The following is a 20,457-nucleotide window of genomic DNA, read 5'->3' on the forward strand; positions in this document are numbered from 1 at the left end:
TATGGGAAAACCAAAAGCAATCATATTTTTTCAATACTTACCCCCGTGGCGTATTGATGTTTTTAATTCAATGGCTAAGTTTTATAATTTATCCATTGCTTTTACCAATGCAAATTCAGAAGGCTTTACCTATAACAGAGAAGAGCTTTTAAAAAGGTTAGATGGAAGTATTGATACCATTTTTTTAGATAATGGATTTGAAGTGGGGCATTATAAGTTTAGGTTTGGAGTATATAAACTTATAAAGCGTATTAAACCTGCCATTATATTTTCTCATGAATACAACCCTACAAGTATTCTTTTAGCGCTATATCGTAAATTAGGCTTATGTTCTTTCAAATATGTTATAACCACTTCAGATAATTTGAGCATAGCTGAAAACGTTGGTGGAGCAAAGGCAAAAGCTAGAAAATTCGTATTAGATAATTCGAATGGCGTAGTAGTTTATAGTGAAGATGTAAAAAAATGGTATCAAGAGTCTTTTAAAGATCTTGAAGTTAAGATTTGTCCTAATATACAGAATCCTAAAACCCTATTAAATTTTAAAAACCAATTTCCTCTAATAGTAGAGTCGTACAAGAAAGACTATGCTCTCATTAATTGTAACGTGTTATTGTATACAGGCAGGCTTGTAGATGTAAAGGGACTAGATTTATTACTAGATGCTTTTGCAAAGTCTGATAATGATAATTGGAAATTAGTAATTGTAGGTGAAGGTAAAGAGTTAGCGTCACTAAAGCAACAGTGCAATAGGCTGCATATAACTGAAAAAGTTCAATTTGTAGGATTTTGTTCAGGTGTTAATTTGTATGCGTGGTATGATATAGCAGATTTTTATGTTTTACCAAGTAGGTTTGAACCATTTGGGGCAGTGATTAACGAGGCTTTGGTGTTTGGAGTTCCAGTAATGGCAAGTAAGTATATTGGTGCTGTTGATTTTGTAAAGCCGGATAATGGGGTATTGTTTGATCCGTTAAACGAAACAGAATTTGTTACAGAGCTTAATAGTTTTTATAAACGTGTTTCTAATGAGAGTAGCTTTAAAAGCAAAGAAGATTTAATGCCAGTTTCTTTTGAAAGCTATGTTAGTGTATTTAATGAATTTTTATAAGTATAAAACTTGTTTTAATGTTTAATATTCAATTTACAAATATGCCAAAAGGCGCCAATAAGCTTTCATTTATAGCTAATTATATAATGAACAAGGTGCGTACTTGGATTATTTTTAAGCTAAAATATCGTTGGGTTAAGTATCATGGTTTTGTTAGAATTAAATGGGATACTCAAATATTGAAGGGTGACGTAAAGATTGGGGATAGAGTTCAGTTTGGTAGGGAATGTAAAGTTTCTTCAGATGTACATTTTGGTAATCATATACTCATGGGAGGATCTGTAAGTTTTGTTGGTAGAGCAGATCATACATTTGACGTGCCCGGTAAATATATCTGGGATGGCCCCAGAGGAGAATCTAAAGTAACCATAGTAGAAGATGATGTATGGATTGGTTTTGGAACTATTGTTTTATCTGGTATAACTATAGGTAAAGGTTCTATAGTAGCTTCTGGTTCTATAGTTACTAAAGATATTCCGCCTTGCGAAATTTGGGGAGGAAGTCCAGCAAAGAAAATTAAAGATAGATTTGAATCTTTAGAGGGAAAAAATAAACATTTGGAATTTATAGAATCAACATAATATTAGGTTTATGAGCGCTACTAATAGAATTCATCATATTGATGTGTTAAAGGGAATTGCTATTTTTTTAGTGGTTTTAGGGCATACTATAAGAAATGTTGATGTTTCTGTCTTTATTTATTCATTTCACATGCCTTTGTTTTTTATTATTTCAGGTTTGTTTTTTAATGAAAAGAAATTTCAAAGCTTTGGAGAAGTTGTTGTTAAAAAAGCGAAAACACTATTATTACCTTATGTTACCTTTTACATATTAGGCTATTTATATTGGTTTTTTATTGAAAAGAATGTTAGACCAGGGCTTGATTTGCCTTTTTATAATCCGTTAGTAGCATTTGTATATGGTTGTGACATAGGCGAGTTTAAAAGTGTGAATGGTATATTGTGGTTTCTACCAGCATTATTTGCAGCTGAGAGTATATTTTATTTAATCTTAAAATTACAAAAGAAGCTATTAATAGTTGGTGGATTTGTATTTTCTTTGGTTGTGGCTGTTACTCTTTCTTATGCACAAACCGAACATTTGCCATTTTGTTTAGGAGCTTCATTTGTAGCTGTTTTCTTTATAGGGGTTGGTTATTACAGTAAAGGTGTATTAACATTAGACTTAGCTGTAAAAAAGAGAATTATCTACTTTATTATTTCTATGATACTTTTTGTTGTTACTTATAAAGTAGCTCAACATAATCCAGGAATTAATGTGAAATATGCAGAGCTTCAAAACCCGTTATTATTTGTAGTTACTGCATTCACGGGGTCTTTAGCAACATTGTTATTAGCATTTGCCGTTTTAAAAATGTCGTTGTTAGAGTATTTTGGGCGTAACACCTTATATTTTATTGGTTTTTCAGAGCCTATAAAAAGGGTGGTGATTTATTTAAGTGCTAAAATATCACCTTTAAGTGTTGAAGAATTAAGATTGTCAATCCCGTTTTCATTAGGAATGGTTGTAATCTGTTTTATATTAATGGTTCCGGTTATATTTATTTTTAATAAATACTTATTCTTTACAGTGGGTAAGAGACAAAAGAAAGTAGCTGTATAAAAAAGATCAAGAAAAAATATGAGTTTAAAGATGTATAAAGTTAAATTATCAATAGCTAACGACAATAAAGGCTGTGCTAGGCAAACCCCTTCTGGTAAAGCGCAATGGGGTAATTATCAGTTTTATATTAATCAAGAAGTTAAAGATCCAGATTTTTGGGCTGTTTATAGTAAAGGAGAGCGTAAAACTGAATCTTGTTTGGTAGCCCCAGAAAACACCGTGTTTGTTACTGGAGAACCTGAAACGGTATATCATTATTCTAAAGGGTTTGTAAATCAGTTTGGTAAAATCGTGGTTTGTCAAAATGGGTTAAAACATCCTAATCAATTACCATATCAGCCAGCGCAACCATGGCATATTGGTAAAATTACAGGTAAAGATGGTAATGTTACTTTTACAAAGAATTATGATGATTTAAAATCGACTAAACCTGAAAAAACAAAGTTAATTTCTGTTATATCTAGTAATAAGGCTTTTACCAAGGGGCATCAAGAGCGTATAGATTTTGTGCAAAAATTAAAGGCTCATTTTGGTGATAAGTTAGACTTGTTTGGGCATGGATTTAACTCCTTTGATGACAAATGGGATGTTATGGCGCCTTATAAATATCATATTGTTTTAGAAAATTCATCCTATCCAGATTATTGGACAGAAAAGCTAGCTGATTGTTATCTTGGAAATACATTTCCTATATACTACGGTTGTACCAATGTAGATAAGTATTTCAATAAAGAAGCTTATGTAAATATTGATATTAAGAATTTTGATGCAGCTGTTAAAACAATTGAAGAAGTTATTGAAAATGACTACTACGGAAAACGAGAAGCATTAATTGACGAAGCGAAAAATTTGGTGCTTGATAAGTACAATCTGTTTCAAGTATTAGCAGAACAGTTTGACCAAATGAACCCAAAGGCTCCGAAGAAAGAGGTTACATTAAAACACGATACAGCCTTTATGGACCTTGCTAAAATACGCATCATGATTATATCGCGTATTGTTAACAAATTAAAAATGAAATTAAAATAATTGTAATGGCAACTTACAGTAAAAAAGAAAGAATTATAGCCTCTGTACTATCTGCAACTCCCGGATTAAAATTGTTTATAAAGGATATGTATATCAGGGTAAATGCGGTAGCTTTTAAAAAGAACTATCGAGTTAAGCTGATGGAGAGTCCAATAGCTGTAAATATTGAAGATCCATTGCAATCTTATCATCCAGATAAAGATGCTTTTGGCGGTTATTATGATATAGCCACTTTAAATAGTAAAGGGTTGTTGTTAACGCATGTGAGTGCTAATTTATCATCGGTAAAGTTGCCATCTGCTGATAAACCTGTTGATATTGTTGTGACAGACATAAATACTCAAAAATCTGAGAAAGTAGCAGAAACTTCTGCTTACAATTGGCAACAGGGAGCCCGTTTACATTGGGTTACAGATGATTTATTTATGTTTAATAGTTTTGATGCGAAGAGTAAATCTTACAAAACAAAGGTATATTCTATAGCGGCTAAAGCTGTGGTTAACGAATTTGATTACCCTGTTCAAGCATCTTATAAAACCGATTATTTTTTATCTCTAAGTTATCGTCGTCTTTTAAATATGCGTCCTGATTATGGATATCGTGACTTGCCTTTGTTGTCTAATGAAGAAATGCATGATTTAGAGAATGACGGAATCTGGAAAACAGATTATAATACAGGACAAACTACGATGTTACATACTTTAAAAGAAGTAGCTTCAATAGCTCCTAAAGATATATTTGATAAATGTACTCATAAGGTGAATCACTTAATTATTAGTCCGGACGGAAAAGGCTTTATGTTTATTCATCGTTATTATTTAGGAAAGAGACGTTTTGATAGATTAATGTATTCAGATTTTAAATCATTACGCGTGTTGATTGATGAGGAATACGTGAGTCATTGTTTTTGGGTAGATACAAATACTATAGTAGGGTATTTGAAAGCACATGGAGAAAATGGATATTATTTTCTAGATTTAAAAACAGGTAAGGCCACTTTATGTAAAGAAATGAGTAGTTTAAACTTAGGAGATGGTCATCCCTCTGTGTTTAATGATTGGATAGTGTTTGACTCTTACCCTGATAAAAGTAGAATGCAACGTTTGTTAGTTTTTAATTATAAAACAAAACAATTGTATGAGTTGGCAGAATTATATCAGAGTACAAAATATAAAGGTGAAACCCGAGTAGATTTACATCCGAGATTTTCTTCTGATGGAAGGTTTATCAGTTTTGATGGTGTTCATGATAATAAACGTAGACAGTACATAACTAATATAGAATCGTTAATAGCTCAAGAAAAATAGATATTTATGAATAACAGTAGTGTTGCAGTTTTAATGTCTGTGTATCGCAAGGAGCAGCCTAAATATTTGGATTTGGCTATGCATAGTATATGGACAGATCAGATTTTAAAACCAACTCAAATTATTTTAGTAGAGGATGGTGCACTTACACCAGAACTATATGATTCATTAGAGCAATGGAAACAAGAGTTAGGAGATGTTCTGATCATACACAAGAATAAAGAGAATTTAGGACTTACTAAATCGTTAAATATTGGTTTGAATTATGTGACCGCTAAATACGTAGCTCGTATGGATTCTGATGATGTTTCTTTACCAGAACGTTTTTCTAAACAAGTGGCTTTTTTGGAAGCTCATAAGGATATTGCTGTAGTAGGTGCAAATGCGCAAGAAATTGATGAGGATAATAATTATACAGATATTAGAGTATACCCTGAAACAAATGATAAAATTTTGAGTTATATATGTAAGGCAACGCCTTTACAGCACTCTTTAGTAATGATTAGGAGGAGTATTTTTGATGAGGGTATTACATATAATGAAGAATACAGAATGACTCAGGATTTGGCACTATGGTTTGATGTGTTAGCAGCAGGGCATAAAATAGCCAATATACCTGAGATTTTGTTTCTTTTTAGAATCACCAAAGATACTTTTTCGAGAAGGAATAAGTCTAAGGCCTTTCATGAATTTAAAATTTATATGAAAGGGATAGCTAAGCTGAAAGGAGTTACTTTTAGATATGTTTATCCTATTAGTAGGTTGGCGTTGAGGTTGATGCCCCAAAGAGTAATTAAGTTGGTGTATGATAGTAAATTTAGGAAGAAAGTCTTAAAGTAATTATACGATTGAAAATGTTATATCAGGTATTATAGAGTATGTGAACAACACATATTTCTACTTTTAACAAATAAGTTATATTTGTTGGGATTTGTGCTCTCTAAAAATAAGTTGCCAAAAAAGAGAGGATCATTGGTGTTCAATGATCATAAAATAGGTTAAAAAGTATATTGAAAGAATTAAATAATAGATATGAAAAAGATAATAGTCAAAATCATTTGCATTTATATAGTCAGTGCAGCATTAGTAGGTTGTGTGAGTAAAAAAGATTTAATGTATTTTCAGGATGCACAAACCAATACTACTTCTGAAACTACAATGGAACCACTACACATAGAAGTAAACGATATTCTTAGTATCAAAATCAGCGCGGCAGATCCAATAACTGCCTTACCCTACAATCCTTCAAGTTCATCTGGAGTAGCGATCAATAATTTGGAAGTAATGAAGCTTCAAGGTTATCTAGTATCCGAAGAGGGAATGGTGACTATACCAGTATTGGGGAAAGTATCAGTAGTAGGAAAGACCTTAGGAATTCTAGAACAAGAAATTGTTGAAAAATTAGAATCTGGAGGGCATTTAATTTCGCCAACTGTAAGTGTTAGACTATTGAATCCAAAGATAACTGTTTTAGGAGAGGTAAAAGCACCTGGGACCTATACCTATACAGAACAACAGGTGTCTTTGCCACAGGCGCTAGGGTATGCAGGAGATTTAACGATTAACGGACGTAGGGAAGATGTGATGCTGATTAGAGAAGAGCAGGGGAAACGAACCGTTGTGAAAATAGACATGACTGCAACTGACTTTTTTACATCCCCGTATTACTACGTCCGTCAAAACGATATCATCTATGTAAGCCCTAACAAGGCCAAAGTGTTTAGCAGTACGGTGGTAGGGAGTGTAGCAACCGTGTTGAGTGCGGCCTCCGTAATTTTAAGTGCGGTAGTATTAATCACAAATAATTAATTATTTATGAAAGAGTCTCAAGAAATGTTTCAAGAAGAAGCAGCTATAAATATCAAAGAAATTATCTATAAATATGTAAGTTTTTGGCCTTGGTTTGTACTATCGTCATTTATTTGTATCAGTATCGCTATTTTTTATTTGTATAAAACCCCCAATGTATTTGACTCTAATGCTAAGGTAAAGATCATTGATGAAGATAAACAGAGTGAAATGAATTTTGATTTAAAGTCGATGATGATGGGAGGAGGTATTAATTTAGACAATGAAATTGGCGTATTATCCTCATATCGTTTGTTGTACCAGGTGGTAGATAGTTTAGACTTAGATGTTAATGTAGAGTTAGTTGGTAAAATTAGGAAAAAGCAGTTGTGGTATTTACCCTTTTCATTACAGAAGCATTTGTCTGAAAAGGATTCAGGAAAATCATATGTCGTACGTTTTGAAAATGAACAGTATCTAATAGAAGATGAAGAAGAAGGTAGGAGATGGAAGGTGGCTTATGGTGGAGGTATTGAAGAAGGAATTCCTTTTCAATTGACTTTACATGATACAACACAAGTTCAACATTTACTTGATAAAACATATCAAGTTAATTTGAGTTCAAAGAAAATGGCTGTGTTGAATTTACAAAAAGTAATAAACATTAGTCCTACAACCAAAGAAAGTGAAATTTTAAGGATTTCTTTAGAAGGGCAAAACCCTAATCGTAATGAGACCATTTTAAACACGATTATTTATAAGTTCAATTTGGATGGTATACAGGATAGGCAATTAGTGAATAAGCGAACCATTGATTTTATTGACAATCGCTTTGAGTTTTTGATAAAAGAACTGGATTCCATAGAAATTGAAAAGCAAGATTTTAAAAAGGAAAGTGTTTTGTCTTATATAGAAGCCGACGCACAGGCAACTATAGCTGAGCGTGAGGAGGCTAAATCAGAAGTGTTCAAATTACAGACACAAATATCTTTAGTAGACCTACTTGGGGATGCCTTGTCAAAAGGCGCTAAATTTACATTGTTACCTGCGAATATAGGTGTTGAAAATCAGTCTATAAACAATTTGGTAATAGAGTATAATGAAGCAGTTTTAGAACGCTCTAAAATGCTAGCTACTGCAGGTGAAAACAATCCACAAGTTAAAGTATTGACCAACGAAATAGGTAGTGTGCGGCAGAATATTTTAACAAGTATAGGGGTGTACGAAAAACAATTACAGAAAAACTTGGAGCAAGTAGAGGTTTTGCAGCAAACCACCAAAGGTTCTTTTGCACAATTACCAAGAAAAGAGCGTATGCTCCGTGAAATAGAGCGTCAACAAAACCTGAAAGAAGCCTTGTATTTACTATTGTTGCAAAAGCGGGAAGAAGCAGCCATTAGTTATGCAGTTACTGCACCAAGTATTAAGGTAGTAGATTATGGTTTGACAAATTTGATACCTATAGCTCCCAAAAAGAAAATTATATTGCTAATAGCTCTTATTATCGGGGGTGCAGTACCTTTTGGGATACTATATATAAAATTCCTACTAGACAACAAAATCCATGGGAAAGTAGATTTAGAAAAAGAAGTGCCACAAGTTCCGGTATTAGCAGAATTGCCTTTTGTGGAAGGACAAGAGATTTTAAATGCGGGGGATAGTAGATCGAGTCTGGCAGAAGCTTTCCGAATTTTAAGTACCAATGTAGAATACTTATTACCCAAAGAAGAAGAAGGAAATGGGCGTGTGGTGTTTGTAACATCTACGAAGAAGGGTGAAGGAAAAACCTTTGTAGCCTTGAACTTATCGTTGGCCTTGGCGAGTTTAAACAAGAAAGTATTATTAGTAGGATCCGATTTACGTAACCCACAATTGCATAAGTACTTTGATCAGGATAAGAACTTCTCCAAAGGTTTGAGCGGGTATTTGTTTGATAAGCAATTGGCATTTGAGGAGTGTTTGGAAGAAGGGTTTACAGATTTTCCCACGCATAAGATCTGTTTTAGTGGAATCATACCACCGAATGCGCCACAATTATTGGCTAGTAAGCGTTACGGTCAGTTCCTGGAGGAAGCGCGTAAAGAATTTGATTATGTGATTGTAGACACGGCTCCTACAATTTTAGTGACCGATACCTTGATGATCTCGAAGTATGCAGATGAAACAGTGTATGTAACCCGTGCCGACTATACAGAAAAAGAAATCTTGAATTTCCCTAAAGAACTCCACACACATGACAAGTTGAATAACATGGCCTTTGTAGTGAATGCTGTTGGTAAATCTTCAAAAAAATACGGATATGGCTATAAGTATGGTTATGGATATAATTATGGTTATGGTTACGGGTATAGTTCAGATGAAGAGGATGAAATGGAATTATCATCCAATAAAAGATTTTTTAGGCGAAAAAAATAGTTTGATTTTAAAATTAACTTTATAATTTATAGGTCTTATGAAGATATTAGTAACAGGAGGAGCAGGTTTTATAGGTTCACATCTTTGTAAACAATTGTTGAATGAAGGACATGAAGTATTGTGTTTAGACAATTACTTTACGGGTTCTAAAGGTAATATTGTGCATTTGATGGATCACCCTTACTTTGAGTTGATTCGTCATGATATTACGGCTCCTTATTTTGCAGAAGTAGATCAGATATATAATTTGGCTTGTCCTGCAAGTCCGGTACACTATCAGTACAATCCTATTAAGACAATCAAGACCTCCGTTATGGGAGCTATTAATACTCTTGGATTAGCAAAAAGGGTAAAAGCTCGTATTTTACAAGCAAGTACCAGCGAAGTGTATGGAGATCCTTCCGTTCATCCTCAGCCTGAATCCTATTGGGGGAATGTGAACCCTATAGGAATTCGCTCGTGTTATGATGAAGGCAAGAGATGTGCGGAAACCTTGTTTATGGATTATCACCATCAGAATAATGTAGATATCAGGATTATTAGAATTTTTAATACGTATGGTCCTAATATGAATCCTAATGACGGAAGAGTGGTGTCTAATTTTATTGTACAAGCACTGCAAAACAAGCCTATTACCATTTTTGGTGAAGGTCTGCAAACACGGTCCTTTCAGTATGTAGATGATCTCGTGGCGGGTATGAAAAATATGATGAGTGTCGATGGTTTTGTAGGACCTGTAAATTTAGGAAATCCAGACGAATTTACGATGTTGGAATTAGCTCAAAACATTATCGATATTACTAATTCTTCTTCAAAATTAGAGTTCTTACCATTGCCTCAGGATGATCCACAACAGCGTAAACCTGATATTTCATTAGCTAAAGAGAAATTGAAATGGGAACCAAAAGTTCCTTTATCAGAAGGTCTTGTTAAGACAATAGATTATTTTGATAAAATATTGTGATGCGAATTTTAAGTGAAAACTAACTACCCAACCGCAGAAGATGAATCTCCTTGCGTATAGATATCGAATAACTCGTTGAAAAGAGAAATGAGCTTTTTCTTATAATCCAGCGCATTGGAATACTCATGCTCTATGAAAGTTTCACTAGTGATGTCACAGCCTTCTCTTTGTAAAATGATTTGTACCTGTGAAGTGCTTACGTTGTTGATAAGGAGATATTTTTCATCGTAACAGGTTTCTGACGCTTTGTAACTGTTGGTAGCAATGTAAATTCTGAATACATGTTCAAAATTTTCCTTGTTAGACTTCAATAGATCTATTATATTATCGTGATAATCTGTTGAAATCACTTTATAGCAGAACTTTTTAGAATCCATTTCGCATCGTTTCAAAGCTGTAAGGATTCCATAGTTATAGAAGTCATTGGTACGGTAAAGCTTCTTTAAATGCAGCCTGCTGTTTGCTGTTTCAACATTGTTTTTCTTTCGATATTTAAAATGTTCATCAAAATTAACCATTGCTATAATTTTAATATAACCAGGTCGTAGTCAGTAATACTTGGGGTATTAGTTGATTTTAAGTTGTTTATAAATTTATAAAATATTTTAATACAAACGGAATAAACGTATAAAAAATAAAAGGGGCTACTCGTAGTGCCTCCTTTTGTGTATGGATAGTTAAAAATTTTACAATTCTCTCACAGAGAAAAAGACATAACCGTCATTGTTTCCTGAGCCTACTTTTAAAGATTTAGAACTACCTGTGTTATGCCAAACGCTGGGTCTGTATACTTCACCGGCATTCATACGTACTCCAAAAGTAATCACTGCTCCAGACTCTGCAGTTCCGGTTTGTGGATAAGAAACCACCGATTTTTTAAAATAAGACGTTCCGAGTGGTGAATATAAAATGGCTTCTACCTGAGTTCCTCCATTGATAGTTCCACTATTAAAATTATATCCAAAGGAAATAATATAATTTCCGGTTCTCGGGGCCGTAAATGCGCCTGTGCTGGGGTTGAAATCTCCGTTAGCATCTGTTATCTCATTCCAATTGGTAATCAAAACCGGGTCTACTGTTTGATTGATGGTTTGAGCACTTGTTTTCTTTGCGATAATAATACTTTTTACAACATCACTATAAATACGTTGCCAGTTACTACCATCACTATACTGAATAGTTCCTCCAGATTCTGTAGTATATCTTATGGCACCTGCACCTGCAGCCGAAGCGGTATTGGAAGTGGTTCCTACCGCAATATATCCATTACCAGGGTTGGTGCTTCCTGCACTAGGACGTACATCTATTTTAGCTATAGGATTGCTGGTTTGAATACCAACTTTGTTGCTAGCTGCATTTACACTTAGCGTAGTTCCATCTACAGAAAATTGCCCTGTTCCGGAAGTAGCTGTGGAAGGAAAAGCCAGTGAATTCCCATTCAAAGTAACTGTTCTGTTGGTTGTCAGTGAACCGTTGTTGATATACATGTTTGGCAGTGTAACAGAATTGGAGACAACACCATTTACTGTGCTGGACATACTATTACTATTGATGGTTACTGTATTGCTATTGATAATAGAAGCACCTGATGCAGCTACACCATTTACAGTAGTAACCAAATTATTACTACTACTATTGTTAGAAACAGAATTAATCAAATCAGAAGTGTCTGTAATACCTTTAACCGTACTGGTAAGAACATTTCCTGAAGTTGAAATATCATGTTGATTGCTTACATACGTTTCAATATTTTGCCATACTGTGCCATCAAAATAATATAAACCTACATTGGTGACATTAGTAGTTGCTGCATTGTTTGTTCCGGAAAGATCCGTCACGTAAACAAATGCACCTTCTTGATCGTTACCATAAGCTGTTTTATTAATTAATTGAGCTCTGGTTAATCTTGGTGGAATCATACCATCTGCAACCGCAGCATCATTAGCTTCGGCAGTAATTTCTAAGGTAGCGTTCGCGTTGGATCCATTTGCATTAATGCCCACTTGTGCGGAGGCAGGCAAAGCTGCAATGATCCCTATTATAAAAGGAATTAAAAACTTCTTCATAAATTCTAGTATGTATTAAAGTTCTACAACTGAGAAGTTGATAAATCCGTCATCATAAATACTTCCAGGAACACGAAGGTTTCTAGAACCACCAAGGCTATGCCAAACACTAGGTCTTACGGTTTCACCTGCATCTAACTGAATGGTAAAACTAATAGTAGCTCCGGCTTGTGCAGTTCCTCCAACAGGATAGGAAACTACCGATTTTCTATATTGTGTAGATCCTCCACTTGTGTATTTTAACTGAGCTTCTACTTGAGAGTTGTTGTTTATAGAACCGTTGCTAAAATTGAAACTAAAGGAAACCACATAGCTGCCCGTTCTAGGTGCTGTAAAGACTCCTGTGGAAGGGTTGTAATCTCCGTTTAAGTCTGTGTTTTCGGTCCATCCGGTAATATTGGTTTCAGAATTGTTGGCTACAGACTGGGAAGATGATTTTTTTGCGATCACAATAGATTTTTGAACTTCACTTTCTAGTGTATTCCAAACAACACCATTACTGTATTCTATAATACCACCACCGGAAGTATTGTATCGTATAGCTCCTGCACCTGCCGTGTTAGCAGCAGTTGAAGTGGTACCAAGCCCTATGTATCCTGCTCCTGGGTCTGTAGAGCTACCTGCATTGGTTCTAACATCTAGGTTGGCAACTGGACTATTAGAGCCAATACCTACACGATTGTTTACAGCATCTACGCTAAGTGTGTTACCATCTACTGTAAAGTGACTGGTACCGCTCGTAGCCGTTGATGTAAATGCTAAGGTATTGGTTCCCATAGTAACGGTTCTATTCCCGGAAATGGTTCCGTTAGTAGTATACAAGTTTGGTACAGTAGCTGCATTTGAGTTCACACCGTTTAACTGATTTGTAATCGTATTATTAGAAACAACCAAACTATTACTATTGATCAAATTAACATTTGCAGCGGTTACGCCATTCACAGCTGTTGTGAATACGTTGTTATTAGAAGTATTGGTAACACTGTTAACAATATTGGCAGTAGCATCTTGACCATTTACGGTACTTGTCAAAACATTCCCTGAACTAGAAACACTATGGGTTGTAGATGCATTGTTATTAAGACGTTGCCAAACAGAACCGTCAAAATAATACATTCCCACAGCAGTTACATTTGTAGTAGTGGCATTGGTGGTGCCAGATAAATCAGTAACATAGACCAAAGCACCTGTTTGGTTAGCGCCATAAGCGGTCTTAGAAACTAACTGAGTTCTTGTTAATTTCGGAGGTATGATACCATCTGGAGTTGTTGTTTCTGTTGGAGCTCCATTAACATCTAAGTTAGCCTTTGGGGAAGTAGTGTTGATACCTATTTGAGCATAGGTAGCAAACCCTGTGATACACAGTATTGTAGTGAGGATTTTTTTCATGATAATTGGGGTGCTAGTAAATTTGTTCAATACCAAGGTATTTAAATTCATTTATAAGGTGAAAAAATTGTCTTTGGATTTCCTTTAGTTGAAAGCTAAAAGAAAACAAACAAATGTATTTCAAAATGAAGATTGTAGATTTTTATTTAGATAAAATGATAGATAGAATCGATGAGTGAATTTCAAAGATAGCTAGATGGAAAGCTGCATGCTTTTGGTCGATCTTTTTATCTGCTATTATGTGGGAAAATTATATCAACTTTTAAATTTTGATGATTTTTGAATTTATAGTGGTAACCTTTTTCAAAAAACAGGAACCTTTTTGTATACCTTTTTCTAGTAGATTTTCAAGGAATTGTCAAAAGTCGATAATCACCTAAAAAACCTAACTCTTTAAAAACCTTCAATTTACCCAAAAAAAAGAGTAATCATTGCTGATTACTCTTGCTTAGTAGCGGGAACTGGACTCGAACCAGTGACCTTCGGGTTATGAGCCCGACGAGCTACCTACTGCTCTATCCCGCGCTATTGTGGTGCAAATATAGAACCTTTTTTAACTACAAACCAAATGTAAATCGATAATTTTTTCATTCTTTTGTTTTAAATTAATTCAATTTTATGGTTATGTTTTGGTAACCAATAAGAAATCAGATTCTTATAGCATGAGCTACTTCAAAAATATTTTTTCTTTTTTTTTAATTCTAATTGTTTTTGCCCAGTTTTCCGTTTGGTCACAGGAGTTGCCGCCTATTGTTACCTATGAAACCGATGCTTACAAAGCAGGGAATCAAAACTGGATGATTGCACAAGATGATCATCAATTTATCTATGCTGCCAATCATTCTGGCCTTTTAGAATTTAATGGCTCTGAATGGAAATTACACACAACACCCAACGAAACAACTGTACGTTCAGTACGGGTGGTAGATAATAAGGTATACACAGGTTGTTATATGGATTTTGGGTTTTGGGATCGAGAAGAAAATGGAACATTAGAATATTCTTCATTAAGTGATCGTGTGCCCGACTTGGTTCTAGACGATGAACAATTTTGGAATATTATAAGCTACGATAATTGGGTCATTTTTCAGTCGCTAGATCAATTGTTCTTATATGATTTAAAAACAGAAAATATAGAAGTGATTCATCCTGAGGGAGGAATTTTAAAAGTGTTCAATATTGGTGCTTCGGTATATTTTCAAACCATTAATAAAGGTTTGTTTGAAATAGTGAACGGAAATCCCATATTAATTTCGGATGCCGATGTATTGCGTAGAGCAAAAATCGTGAATTTATATCCAAACAAAAATGGATATATCATCCATACACAATTGGAAGGATTGTTTCAATTGTCAGAACAAAAATTGACACCAATTCCTCTGAACATTCCTCCCAAAAATATTTATAATAGTATTGAGCTTTCCAACGGAAATTTTGCATTAGGTACGGTTTCAGATGGTATTTACATCATCAATTCAGAAGGTGAAACACAATTGCATATCAATCAGGTAAACGGATTGAGCAATAATACAGTGCTGGCTTTGTTTGAAGATGCCAACAAAAATCTTTGGGTGGGGTTAGATAACGGTATCAATTGCATTAACCTGACTTCTTCCGTGGAAAGTTATATTGACGATACAGGTAGACTGGGAACCATTTATGCATCGGCATTGGTAGATAATATGTTATACTTGGGTACAAATCAAGGTTTGTTTTATAAGCATTTCAACAAATCGGAATCCTTTCAATTTATTAACAATACCAAAGGGCAGGTGTGGGATTTAAAAGTGATCAACGGAACACTTTTCTGTGGTCATGATTCCGGTACATTTATCGTGAACGACGATGTGGCTGACCGTATTTTTTCAGAATCGGGAACGTGGACCTTTACTGCAGTTCCAAATCAACCTACTATTTTATTACAAGGAAATTACTATGGAATTTCTGTTCTGGAGAAAGTTGGCGCAACATGGAAGTTTAGGAACAAGTTAGACGGATTTCAATATTCTAGTCGGTTTTTAGAAATTTTGGATGAAACACTTTTCGTAAGTCACGAATACAAAGGCGTGTTTAAAATTCATCCTAATAAGGATTTCGAGAATATTAAAGATTTTGAAATTTTAGAAAAACCTGTAAAAACGAAAAATGCGAGTATTACCAAATTTCAGAACACAATTTTATATGCTTCCAAGGAAGGGGTGTTTAAATGGAATTTGCAAGAAACAACATTTCAAAAAGATAGCCTGTTAACCAATGTGGTTCTACAAGATGGATATACTTCTGGCCGTTTAATTGTAGACGATTCAGATAAATTGTGGTTATTCACGCAAAACCATATCAATTATTTTACCCACAGTAATTTTGATGCCAAGCTGAGACATCATTCCATTCCTATTCCCTATGTACTGGCAAATGCGATGTCGGGATACGAAAATATTACATATATAAATGGTATAGAGGCCAAATATTTGATAGGAACGGTGAATGGCTATTATTTGTTTGATCCGGAAGATCAACCACACCGCGATTACCAAATTCATTTTACCGAAATTTCGGCATACCGAAGAAACGATACCATAAGTAGTTTGTCTTTTTCTGCAAGCGAAGAGTTTAATTACAAGGAGAATAATTTCAATTTTGCTTATAGCATTCCGCAGTTTAGTAAGTATGCAAATGCTGAATATCAATATAAGCTAGAAGGTTTTAATGATGAATGGAGTAGTTACAGTTCTGCGCCAAATAGCACCTTCAAAAGTTTGGCTCCTGGTGTCTATACTTTTAAAGTAAGAGGGAAAGTAGGCGATAGCCAAACCACCAATACGTTGTCCTACAATTTTGTGATTGCGAAACCTTGGTTTGCCACCAATATAGCCATCATCAGTTATGCAATTTTACTATTGATAATAGCTTTGATCATCAATCAAGTTTATAAGAATTACTACAACAAGCAGAAACAAAAGCTTATTGAAGACAGTCAGCGTGAAATAGAATTACATCAATTAGAAGCTGAAAAGAAATTGATGAAAGCGAAGACGGAAATGCTGGAAAAGGATATTGAAAGCAAGAATAGAGAGTTGGCCGCTTCTACTTTAAACCTTATCAAAAAGAACGAAATGTTATCAGCTATCAAAAATGATTTGAAAAAGCTAGATAGTACCAAAAATGTAAAATCGGTGATCACTACCATCAATTCCAATATCAATGAAGAAGATACGTGGAATAAGTTCTCGGAGGCTTTTAATAATGCTGATAAAGATTTTCTGAAGAAGATTAAAGAACTACACCCAAGTCTAACTCCAAACGATTTGCGATTGTGTGCTTACTTACGCTTGAACCTATCATCTAAAGAAATTGCACCGCTTTTAAATATCTCTGTTCGTAGTGTAGAGATCAAAAGATATCGTTTGCGTAAGAAAATGAATTTAGTCCATGAACAAGGCTTGGTTGATTACATTTTAAACATATAAATAACCACAACATTTCTTAAAATTACCTATACAATACCTCAACAATAACGTTGTAATTCTATTTTCGTTAAGATTTTTTAAGATTCTTTTCATAAGTAAGAAATTAGCTAACTTCCCTGTCTATAAGGGTTTGAAGATTGCTTCATTTTCGTTCAATTGTCAAATCTGTATGTTGTATACTTTTTATAGCACCAAAAATTATCAAATTCGCAATCAGAGGTTATAATTTTACCAAAACACAAATTATAACTATATGAAATCAAAAATTCTAATACTCATTTTCGGTTTTATGTCGTTGTTCACCTTTGCACAGGAATACGATATAGAAGGAGTCGTTTATGAGTCATCAACCGGGATGCCAATGCCGGGAGTCAATGTAGTACTTGCTGATAATTCAAAAGGTACTTCTACAGACTTCGACGGTAAGTTTATGTTAAATGGAATTTCAAAAGGTTCCGAAATCGTTTTCAGTTATATCGGTTTTCAAAGTAAAACCATTACCATTCAAAATGGGGAAGCGTTAACCATTAATCTAGAAGAAGACACCAATGCATTAGAAGAAGTAGTGGTTATTGGATATGGTGCACAAAAGAAAAAAGAAGTAACCGGGGCAGTAGCTACTGTTGGAGTAGAAACTATTGAAAATTTAGATCCGGTAAACGTTGCACAATCACTACAAGGTACTACTTCGGGTGTAAATGTAACGCCAACAGGTGGAACACCAGGTGCGGAAGCAAATATTCGTATTCGTGGGGTGTCTACCAATGGACAGAACAAGCCTTTGATTATTTTAGATGGTTTTCAATATGAAGGTGGATTAAATTCTATCAACCCTCAAGATATTGAAACGATTACAGTTTTGAAGGATGCTCAGGCAGCCATCTATGGTACTATAGGTGCTAATGGGGTTATTTTGGTAACTACGAAAAAAGGAAGAAGAGATCAGGCGCCGAAGATTTCTTATCAAGGTTATACTGGTATTCAGGAAACTACGCGTAAGCTTTCTTTGTTAAATGCAACGGAGTATGCATTATTATTGAATGAAAGCTATGCAAATGCAGGGCAAACCTTGCCATTTAGCAATGTTGCTGGTTTAGGTACAGGAACCAATTGGCAAGATGAGGTTTTTGAAACTACCAATGTTACAAGTCACAATTTATCCGTTTCTGGTGGTTCGGAAAAGATAAGTTATTCATTAAGTGGATCACTGCTAGATCAGGAAGGGATTATAGCTCCAGATAAGGCTAATTTTCAAAGAGGAACGGCTTCCATTACATTGGATGCAGATATTACAGATAAATTCAGAATGTCTACCAAGTTCTTTTACAACAGTACTACGAGCAGAGGTATCAATTCATTTAGCTTGGGTTCTGTATTGTTCAATGCAGCGAATATTGCGCCAACCATCGCTACAGATCAGTACAACTTAGATGGAACTATCAATTTGGGAAATGAGGTAGTGAATCCTTTAGCTCAAATAGATAATACGTATAATAAGTATATTACAAATCGTTTAAGTGGTACGGTTCAGGCAACTTTGGAGTATGCAAAGAACTTGGAATTACAAGGGCGTATTGGTTTTAATACTTCTAATACCAAGAATCGTGATTTTTCTCCTTCTTATTATTATGGAGCCAACAAGATTTATACAAACAGTATCAGCTCTGTTACACTGGGTAAAATCAATGATAATGATTATACCTTCGATATTTTCAATACCTACCAAAATACCTTTGCAGATGCACACAACGTGACATTTTTACTTGGGATGACGGTATATGAAACCAATGGAGAAGGATTGTATGGTTCTAGAACGGGAGTACAAGCCAATAGTTGGGATTTTGCTGATTTAAGCAGCGCAAATGGAGTTGGCGAAGAACAGACCAATTCATCTTATGCCTATTTGTTAAGAAGACTTTCATACTTTACCAGATTACAGTATAACTATAAAGGAAAATACTTGTTGTCTGCTATGTTGCGTAGAGATAGTTCTACACGTTTTGGGCCTAATAATCGCGTAGCATATTTTCCATCCGCTACGGCAGGTTGGTTAATTTCTGAAGAAGATTTCTTTAATGAGGAAGGCTTTGTAAGTAGCTTAAAACTTCGTGGTAGCTATGGTGTTTTGGGTAACGACCAAATTGTAGATTATGGGTATGTTTCATTATTAAATGGAGAAGCTACCTATGTATTGGGTGCAGATCAATCCTTGGTAAACGGAAATGCTTTGGGAACTTTAGCAAATCCTGATTTACAATGGGAAGAAGCTAAGAAGTTTGATGTGGGTGTTGATATGAGTTTTTGGAATGATAAAATGTCAGTAACCGCAGATTACTTTATCAACAACCGCGATAACTTATTGATATCCAATATTCCGGTTTCTGGTATTTTAGGAGTAGGAGCTCCAGGTGCTGCGAGTCCTACTAAAAATGCAGGAGCGGTGCGCAATGCAGGTTTAGAATTTGCTATTAATTATGCCGAGAATATTTCAGATGATTTTTCATTCTCTGTAGGTTACAACATAAGTACCTTGAAGAATGAAGTAACTGAAGTAAACGGAACCGAATTTGTAGAAGGTGGAGCTTTTGGGATTGGTCAATTAGCGCCATCACGCATGGAAGAAGGTATGCCGCTAGGATATTTCTACGGATATGTAACTGATGGAATTTTCCAAAATCAGGCAGAGGTAGATGCACATCCATCTCAGCAGGCTTTAGGAGCAGCGGCACATCCGGGTGATATTCGTTTCAAGGATTTAAATGGAGACGGAATTGTAAATTCAGATGACCGTACCATGATAGGAAACCCTATTCCAGATGTAACGATGGGATTCAATTTAACCATCAACTACAAGAATTTTGACTTTGCTACCTATACCTATGCCAATTTAGGAAACGACATTGTACGTAACTTTGAGCGCGATCAGCCAAATGTGAATAAAATGAGTTATTGGTTAGATCGTTGGACGGGACCTGGAACTAGCAACACAGTACCTAGAGTTACAACTGCAGCAACTTCAAACAAAGTATTCTCAGATTTCTTTGTGGAAGATGGTTCATTTGCTCGTATCCAAACCATGTCTTTAGGATATACTATTCCAAAGCTATTCACAGAGAAAGTTGGGATTGATAAATTCAGAATTTATGGAAAAGTTGACAACGTATACACGTTTACCAATTATTCAGGATATGATCCTACAGCCTCTACCGGTGCGCCAATTGGTGGTGGTATAGACCTTGGGTTTTACCCATTACCTAGAACATATATGTTAGGTGTAAATGTTGAATTTTAATTAGAA

At 34.9% G+C, this 20,457-nt stretch carries 14 protein-coding genes and 1 tRNA gene; 11 read left to right on the forward strand and 4 right to left on the reverse strand.

Annotated elements, in window-relative coordinates; all coding sequences use genetic code 11:
* The first annotated feature begins 1 nt into the window (after position 1).
* The 9 genes from BM383_RS02750 to BM383_RS02790 all read left to right on the forward strand — a co-directional run bounded on the left by BM383_RS02750 (position 2) and on the right by BM383_RS02790 (position 10,237).
* Positions 2-1,111: a glycosyltransferase gene (locus BM383_RS02750; RefSeq protein WP_093022698.1), complete on the forward strand. Its 1,110-nt coding sequence runs from the start codon at positions 2-4 to the stop codon at positions 1,109-1,111.
* A gap of 17 nt (positions 1,112-1,128) precedes the next feature.
* On the forward strand, positions 1,129-1,692 hold the full coding sequence (locus tag BM383_RS02755) for an acyltransferase (protein WP_218157906.1): 564 nt from the start codon (positions 1,129-1,131) through the stop codon (positions 1,690-1,692).
* 10 nt (positions 1,693-1,702) lie between these two features.
* On the forward strand, positions 1,703-2,734 hold the full coding sequence (locus tag BM383_RS02760; RefSeq protein WP_093022701.1) for an acyltransferase family protein: 1,032 nt from the start codon (positions 1,703-1,705) through the stop codon (positions 2,732-2,734).
* Positions 2,735-2,752: 18 nt separating this feature from the next.
* A complete protein-coding gene (locus tag BM383_RS02765) occupies positions 2,753-3,763 on the forward strand; it encodes a glycosyltransferase family 10 domain-containing protein (RefSeq protein ID WP_093022704.1) in 1,011 nt (336 codons plus the stop codon).
* A 5-nt stretch (positions 3,764-3,768) separates the two neighbouring features.
* Positions 3,769-5,070: a hypothetical protein gene (locus BM383_RS02770; protein ID WP_093022707.1), complete on the forward strand. Its 1,302-nt coding sequence runs from the start codon at positions 3,769-3,771 to the stop codon at positions 5,068-5,070.
* A 6-nt stretch (positions 5,071-5,076) separates the two neighbouring features.
* A complete protein-coding gene (locus BM383_RS02775) occupies positions 5,077-5,910 on the forward strand; it encodes a glycosyltransferase (RefSeq protein ID WP_218157907.1) in 834 nt (277 codons plus the stop codon).
* A gap of 192 nt (positions 5,911-6,102) precedes the next feature.
* Positions 6,103-6,879 carry a polysaccharide biosynthesis/export family protein gene (locus BM383_RS02780; protein ID WP_245766515.1) on the forward strand — a complete coding sequence of 259 codons (777 nt, stop codon included), beginning with the start codon at positions 6,103-6,105 and terminating at the stop codon, positions 6,877-6,879.
* Positions 6,880-6,885: 6 nt separating this feature from the next.
* Positions 6,886-9,273 (forward strand): GumC family protein, encoded by a 2,388-nt coding sequence (locus tag BM383_RS02785; protein WP_093022712.1) that lies wholly within the window; start codon positions 6,886-6,888, stop codon positions 9,271-9,273.
* A 37-nt stretch (positions 9,274-9,310) separates the two neighbouring features.
* Positions 9,311-10,237 (forward strand): UDP-glucuronic acid decarboxylase family protein, encoded by a 927-nt coding sequence (locus tag BM383_RS02790; protein WP_177229057.1) that lies wholly within the window; start codon positions 9,311-9,313, stop codon positions 10,235-10,237.
* A gap of 23 nt (positions 10,238-10,260) precedes the next feature.
* Here the strand turns inward: BM383_RS02790 and BM383_RS02795 are convergent, their stop codons facing one another.
* From BM383_RS02795 to BM383_RS02810, 4 genes are all read right to left on the reverse strand, one after another.
* Positions 10,261-10,755 carry a hypothetical protein gene (locus BM383_RS02795; protein WP_093022718.1) on the reverse strand — a complete coding sequence of 165 codons (495 nt, stop codon included), beginning with the start codon at positions 10,753-10,755 and terminating at the stop codon, positions 10,261-10,263.
* 168 nt (positions 10,756-10,923) lie between these two features.
* Entirely contained in the window at positions 10,924-12,303 is a 1,380-nt protein-coding gene (locus BM383_RS02800) for a hypothetical protein (protein WP_093022721.1), read from the reverse strand.
* Between the two features lie 15 nt (positions 12,304-12,318).
* Positions 12,319-13,692, reverse strand: coding sequence for a hypothetical protein (locus BM383_RS02805; protein WP_143106331.1), 1,374 nt, complete (start codon positions 13,690-13,692; stop codon positions 12,319-12,321).
* Between the two features lie 452 nt (positions 13,693-14,144).
* Positions 14,145-14,217 (reverse strand) — tRNA-Met (locus BM383_RS02810).
* 137 nt (positions 14,218-14,354) lie between these two features.
* On the opposite strand from BM383_RS02810, the gene BM383_RS02815 reads away from it, so the two are divergent.
* Both BM383_RS02815 and BM383_RS02820 read left to right on the forward strand, forming a co-directional pair.
* The gene (locus BM383_RS02815) at positions 14,355-17,159 is read left to right on the forward strand and encodes a triple tyrosine motif-containing protein (protein WP_093022728.1); all 2,805 of its coding nucleotides are present in this window, start codon (positions 14,355-14,357) and stop codon (positions 17,157-17,159) included.
* Between the two features lie 253 nt (positions 17,160-17,412).
* On the forward strand, positions 17,413-20,451 hold the full coding sequence (locus BM383_RS02820) for a SusC/RagA family TonB-linked outer membrane protein (protein ID WP_093022731.1): 3,039 nt from the start codon (positions 17,413-17,415) through the stop codon (positions 20,449-20,451).
* Positions 20,452-20,457: the final 6 nt, after the last annotated feature.

The organism is Pustulibacterium marinum (assembly GCF_900116665.1).
GTDB lineage: Bacteria > Bacteroidota > Bacteroidia > Flavobacteriales > Flavobacteriaceae > Pustulibacterium > Pustulibacterium marinum.

Excerpts from the sequence above, each read along its gene's own strand:
- BM383_RS02795 (WP_093022718.1), bottom strand. The coding sequence starts at position 10,755 with ATGGTTAATTTTGATGAACATTTTAAATATCGAAAGAAAAACAATGTT.
- BM383_RS02770 (WP_093022707.1), top strand. The coding sequence starts at position 3,769 with ATGGCAACTTACAGTAAAAAAGAAAGAATTATAGCCTCTGTACTATCT.
- BM383_RS02800 (WP_093022721.1), bottom strand. The coding sequence starts at position 12,303 with ATGAAGAAGTTTTTAATTCCTTTTATAATAGGGATCATTGCAGCTTTG.
- BM383_RS02820 (WP_093022731.1), top strand. The coding sequence starts at position 17,413 with ATGAAATCAAAAATTCTAATACTCATTTTCGGTTTTATGTCGTTGTTC.
- BM383_RS02750 (WP_093022698.1), top strand. The coding sequence starts at position 2 with ATGGGAAAACCAAAAGCAATCATATTTTTTCAATACTTACCCCCGTGG.
- BM383_RS02765 (WP_093022704.1), top strand. The coding sequence starts at position 2,753 with ATGAGTTTAAAGATGTATAAAGTTAAATTATCAATAGCTAACGACAAT.
- BM383_RS02775 (WP_218157907.1), top strand. The coding sequence starts at position 5,077 with ATGAATAACAGTAGTGTTGCAGTTTTAATGTCTGTGTATCGCAAGGAG.
- BM383_RS02805 (WP_143106331.1), bottom strand. The coding sequence starts at position 13,692 with ATGAAAAAAATCCTCACTACAATACTGTGTATCACAGGGTTTGCTACC.
- BM383_RS02755 (WP_218157906.1), top strand. The coding sequence starts at position 1,129 with ATGTTTAATATTCAATTTACAAATATGCCAAAAGGCGCCAATAAGCTT.
- BM383_RS02790 (WP_177229057.1), top strand. The coding sequence starts at position 9,311 with ATGAAGATATTAGTAACAGGAGGAGCAGGTTTTATAGGTTCACATCTT.
- BM383_RS02780 (WP_245766515.1), top strand. The coding sequence starts at position 6,103 with ATGAAAAAGATAATAGTCAAAATCATTTGCATTTATATAGTCAGTGCA.
- BM383_RS02760 (WP_093022701.1), top strand. The coding sequence starts at position 1,703 with ATGAGCGCTACTAATAGAATTCATCATATTGATGTGTTAAAGGGAATT.
- BM383_RS02815 (WP_093022728.1), top strand. The coding sequence starts at position 14,355 with ATGAGCTACTTCAAAAATATTTTTTCTTTTTTTTTAATTCTAATTGTT.
- BM383_RS02785 (WP_093022712.1), top strand. The coding sequence starts at position 6,886 with ATGAAAGAGTCTCAAGAAATGTTTCAAGAAGAAGCAGCTATAAATATC.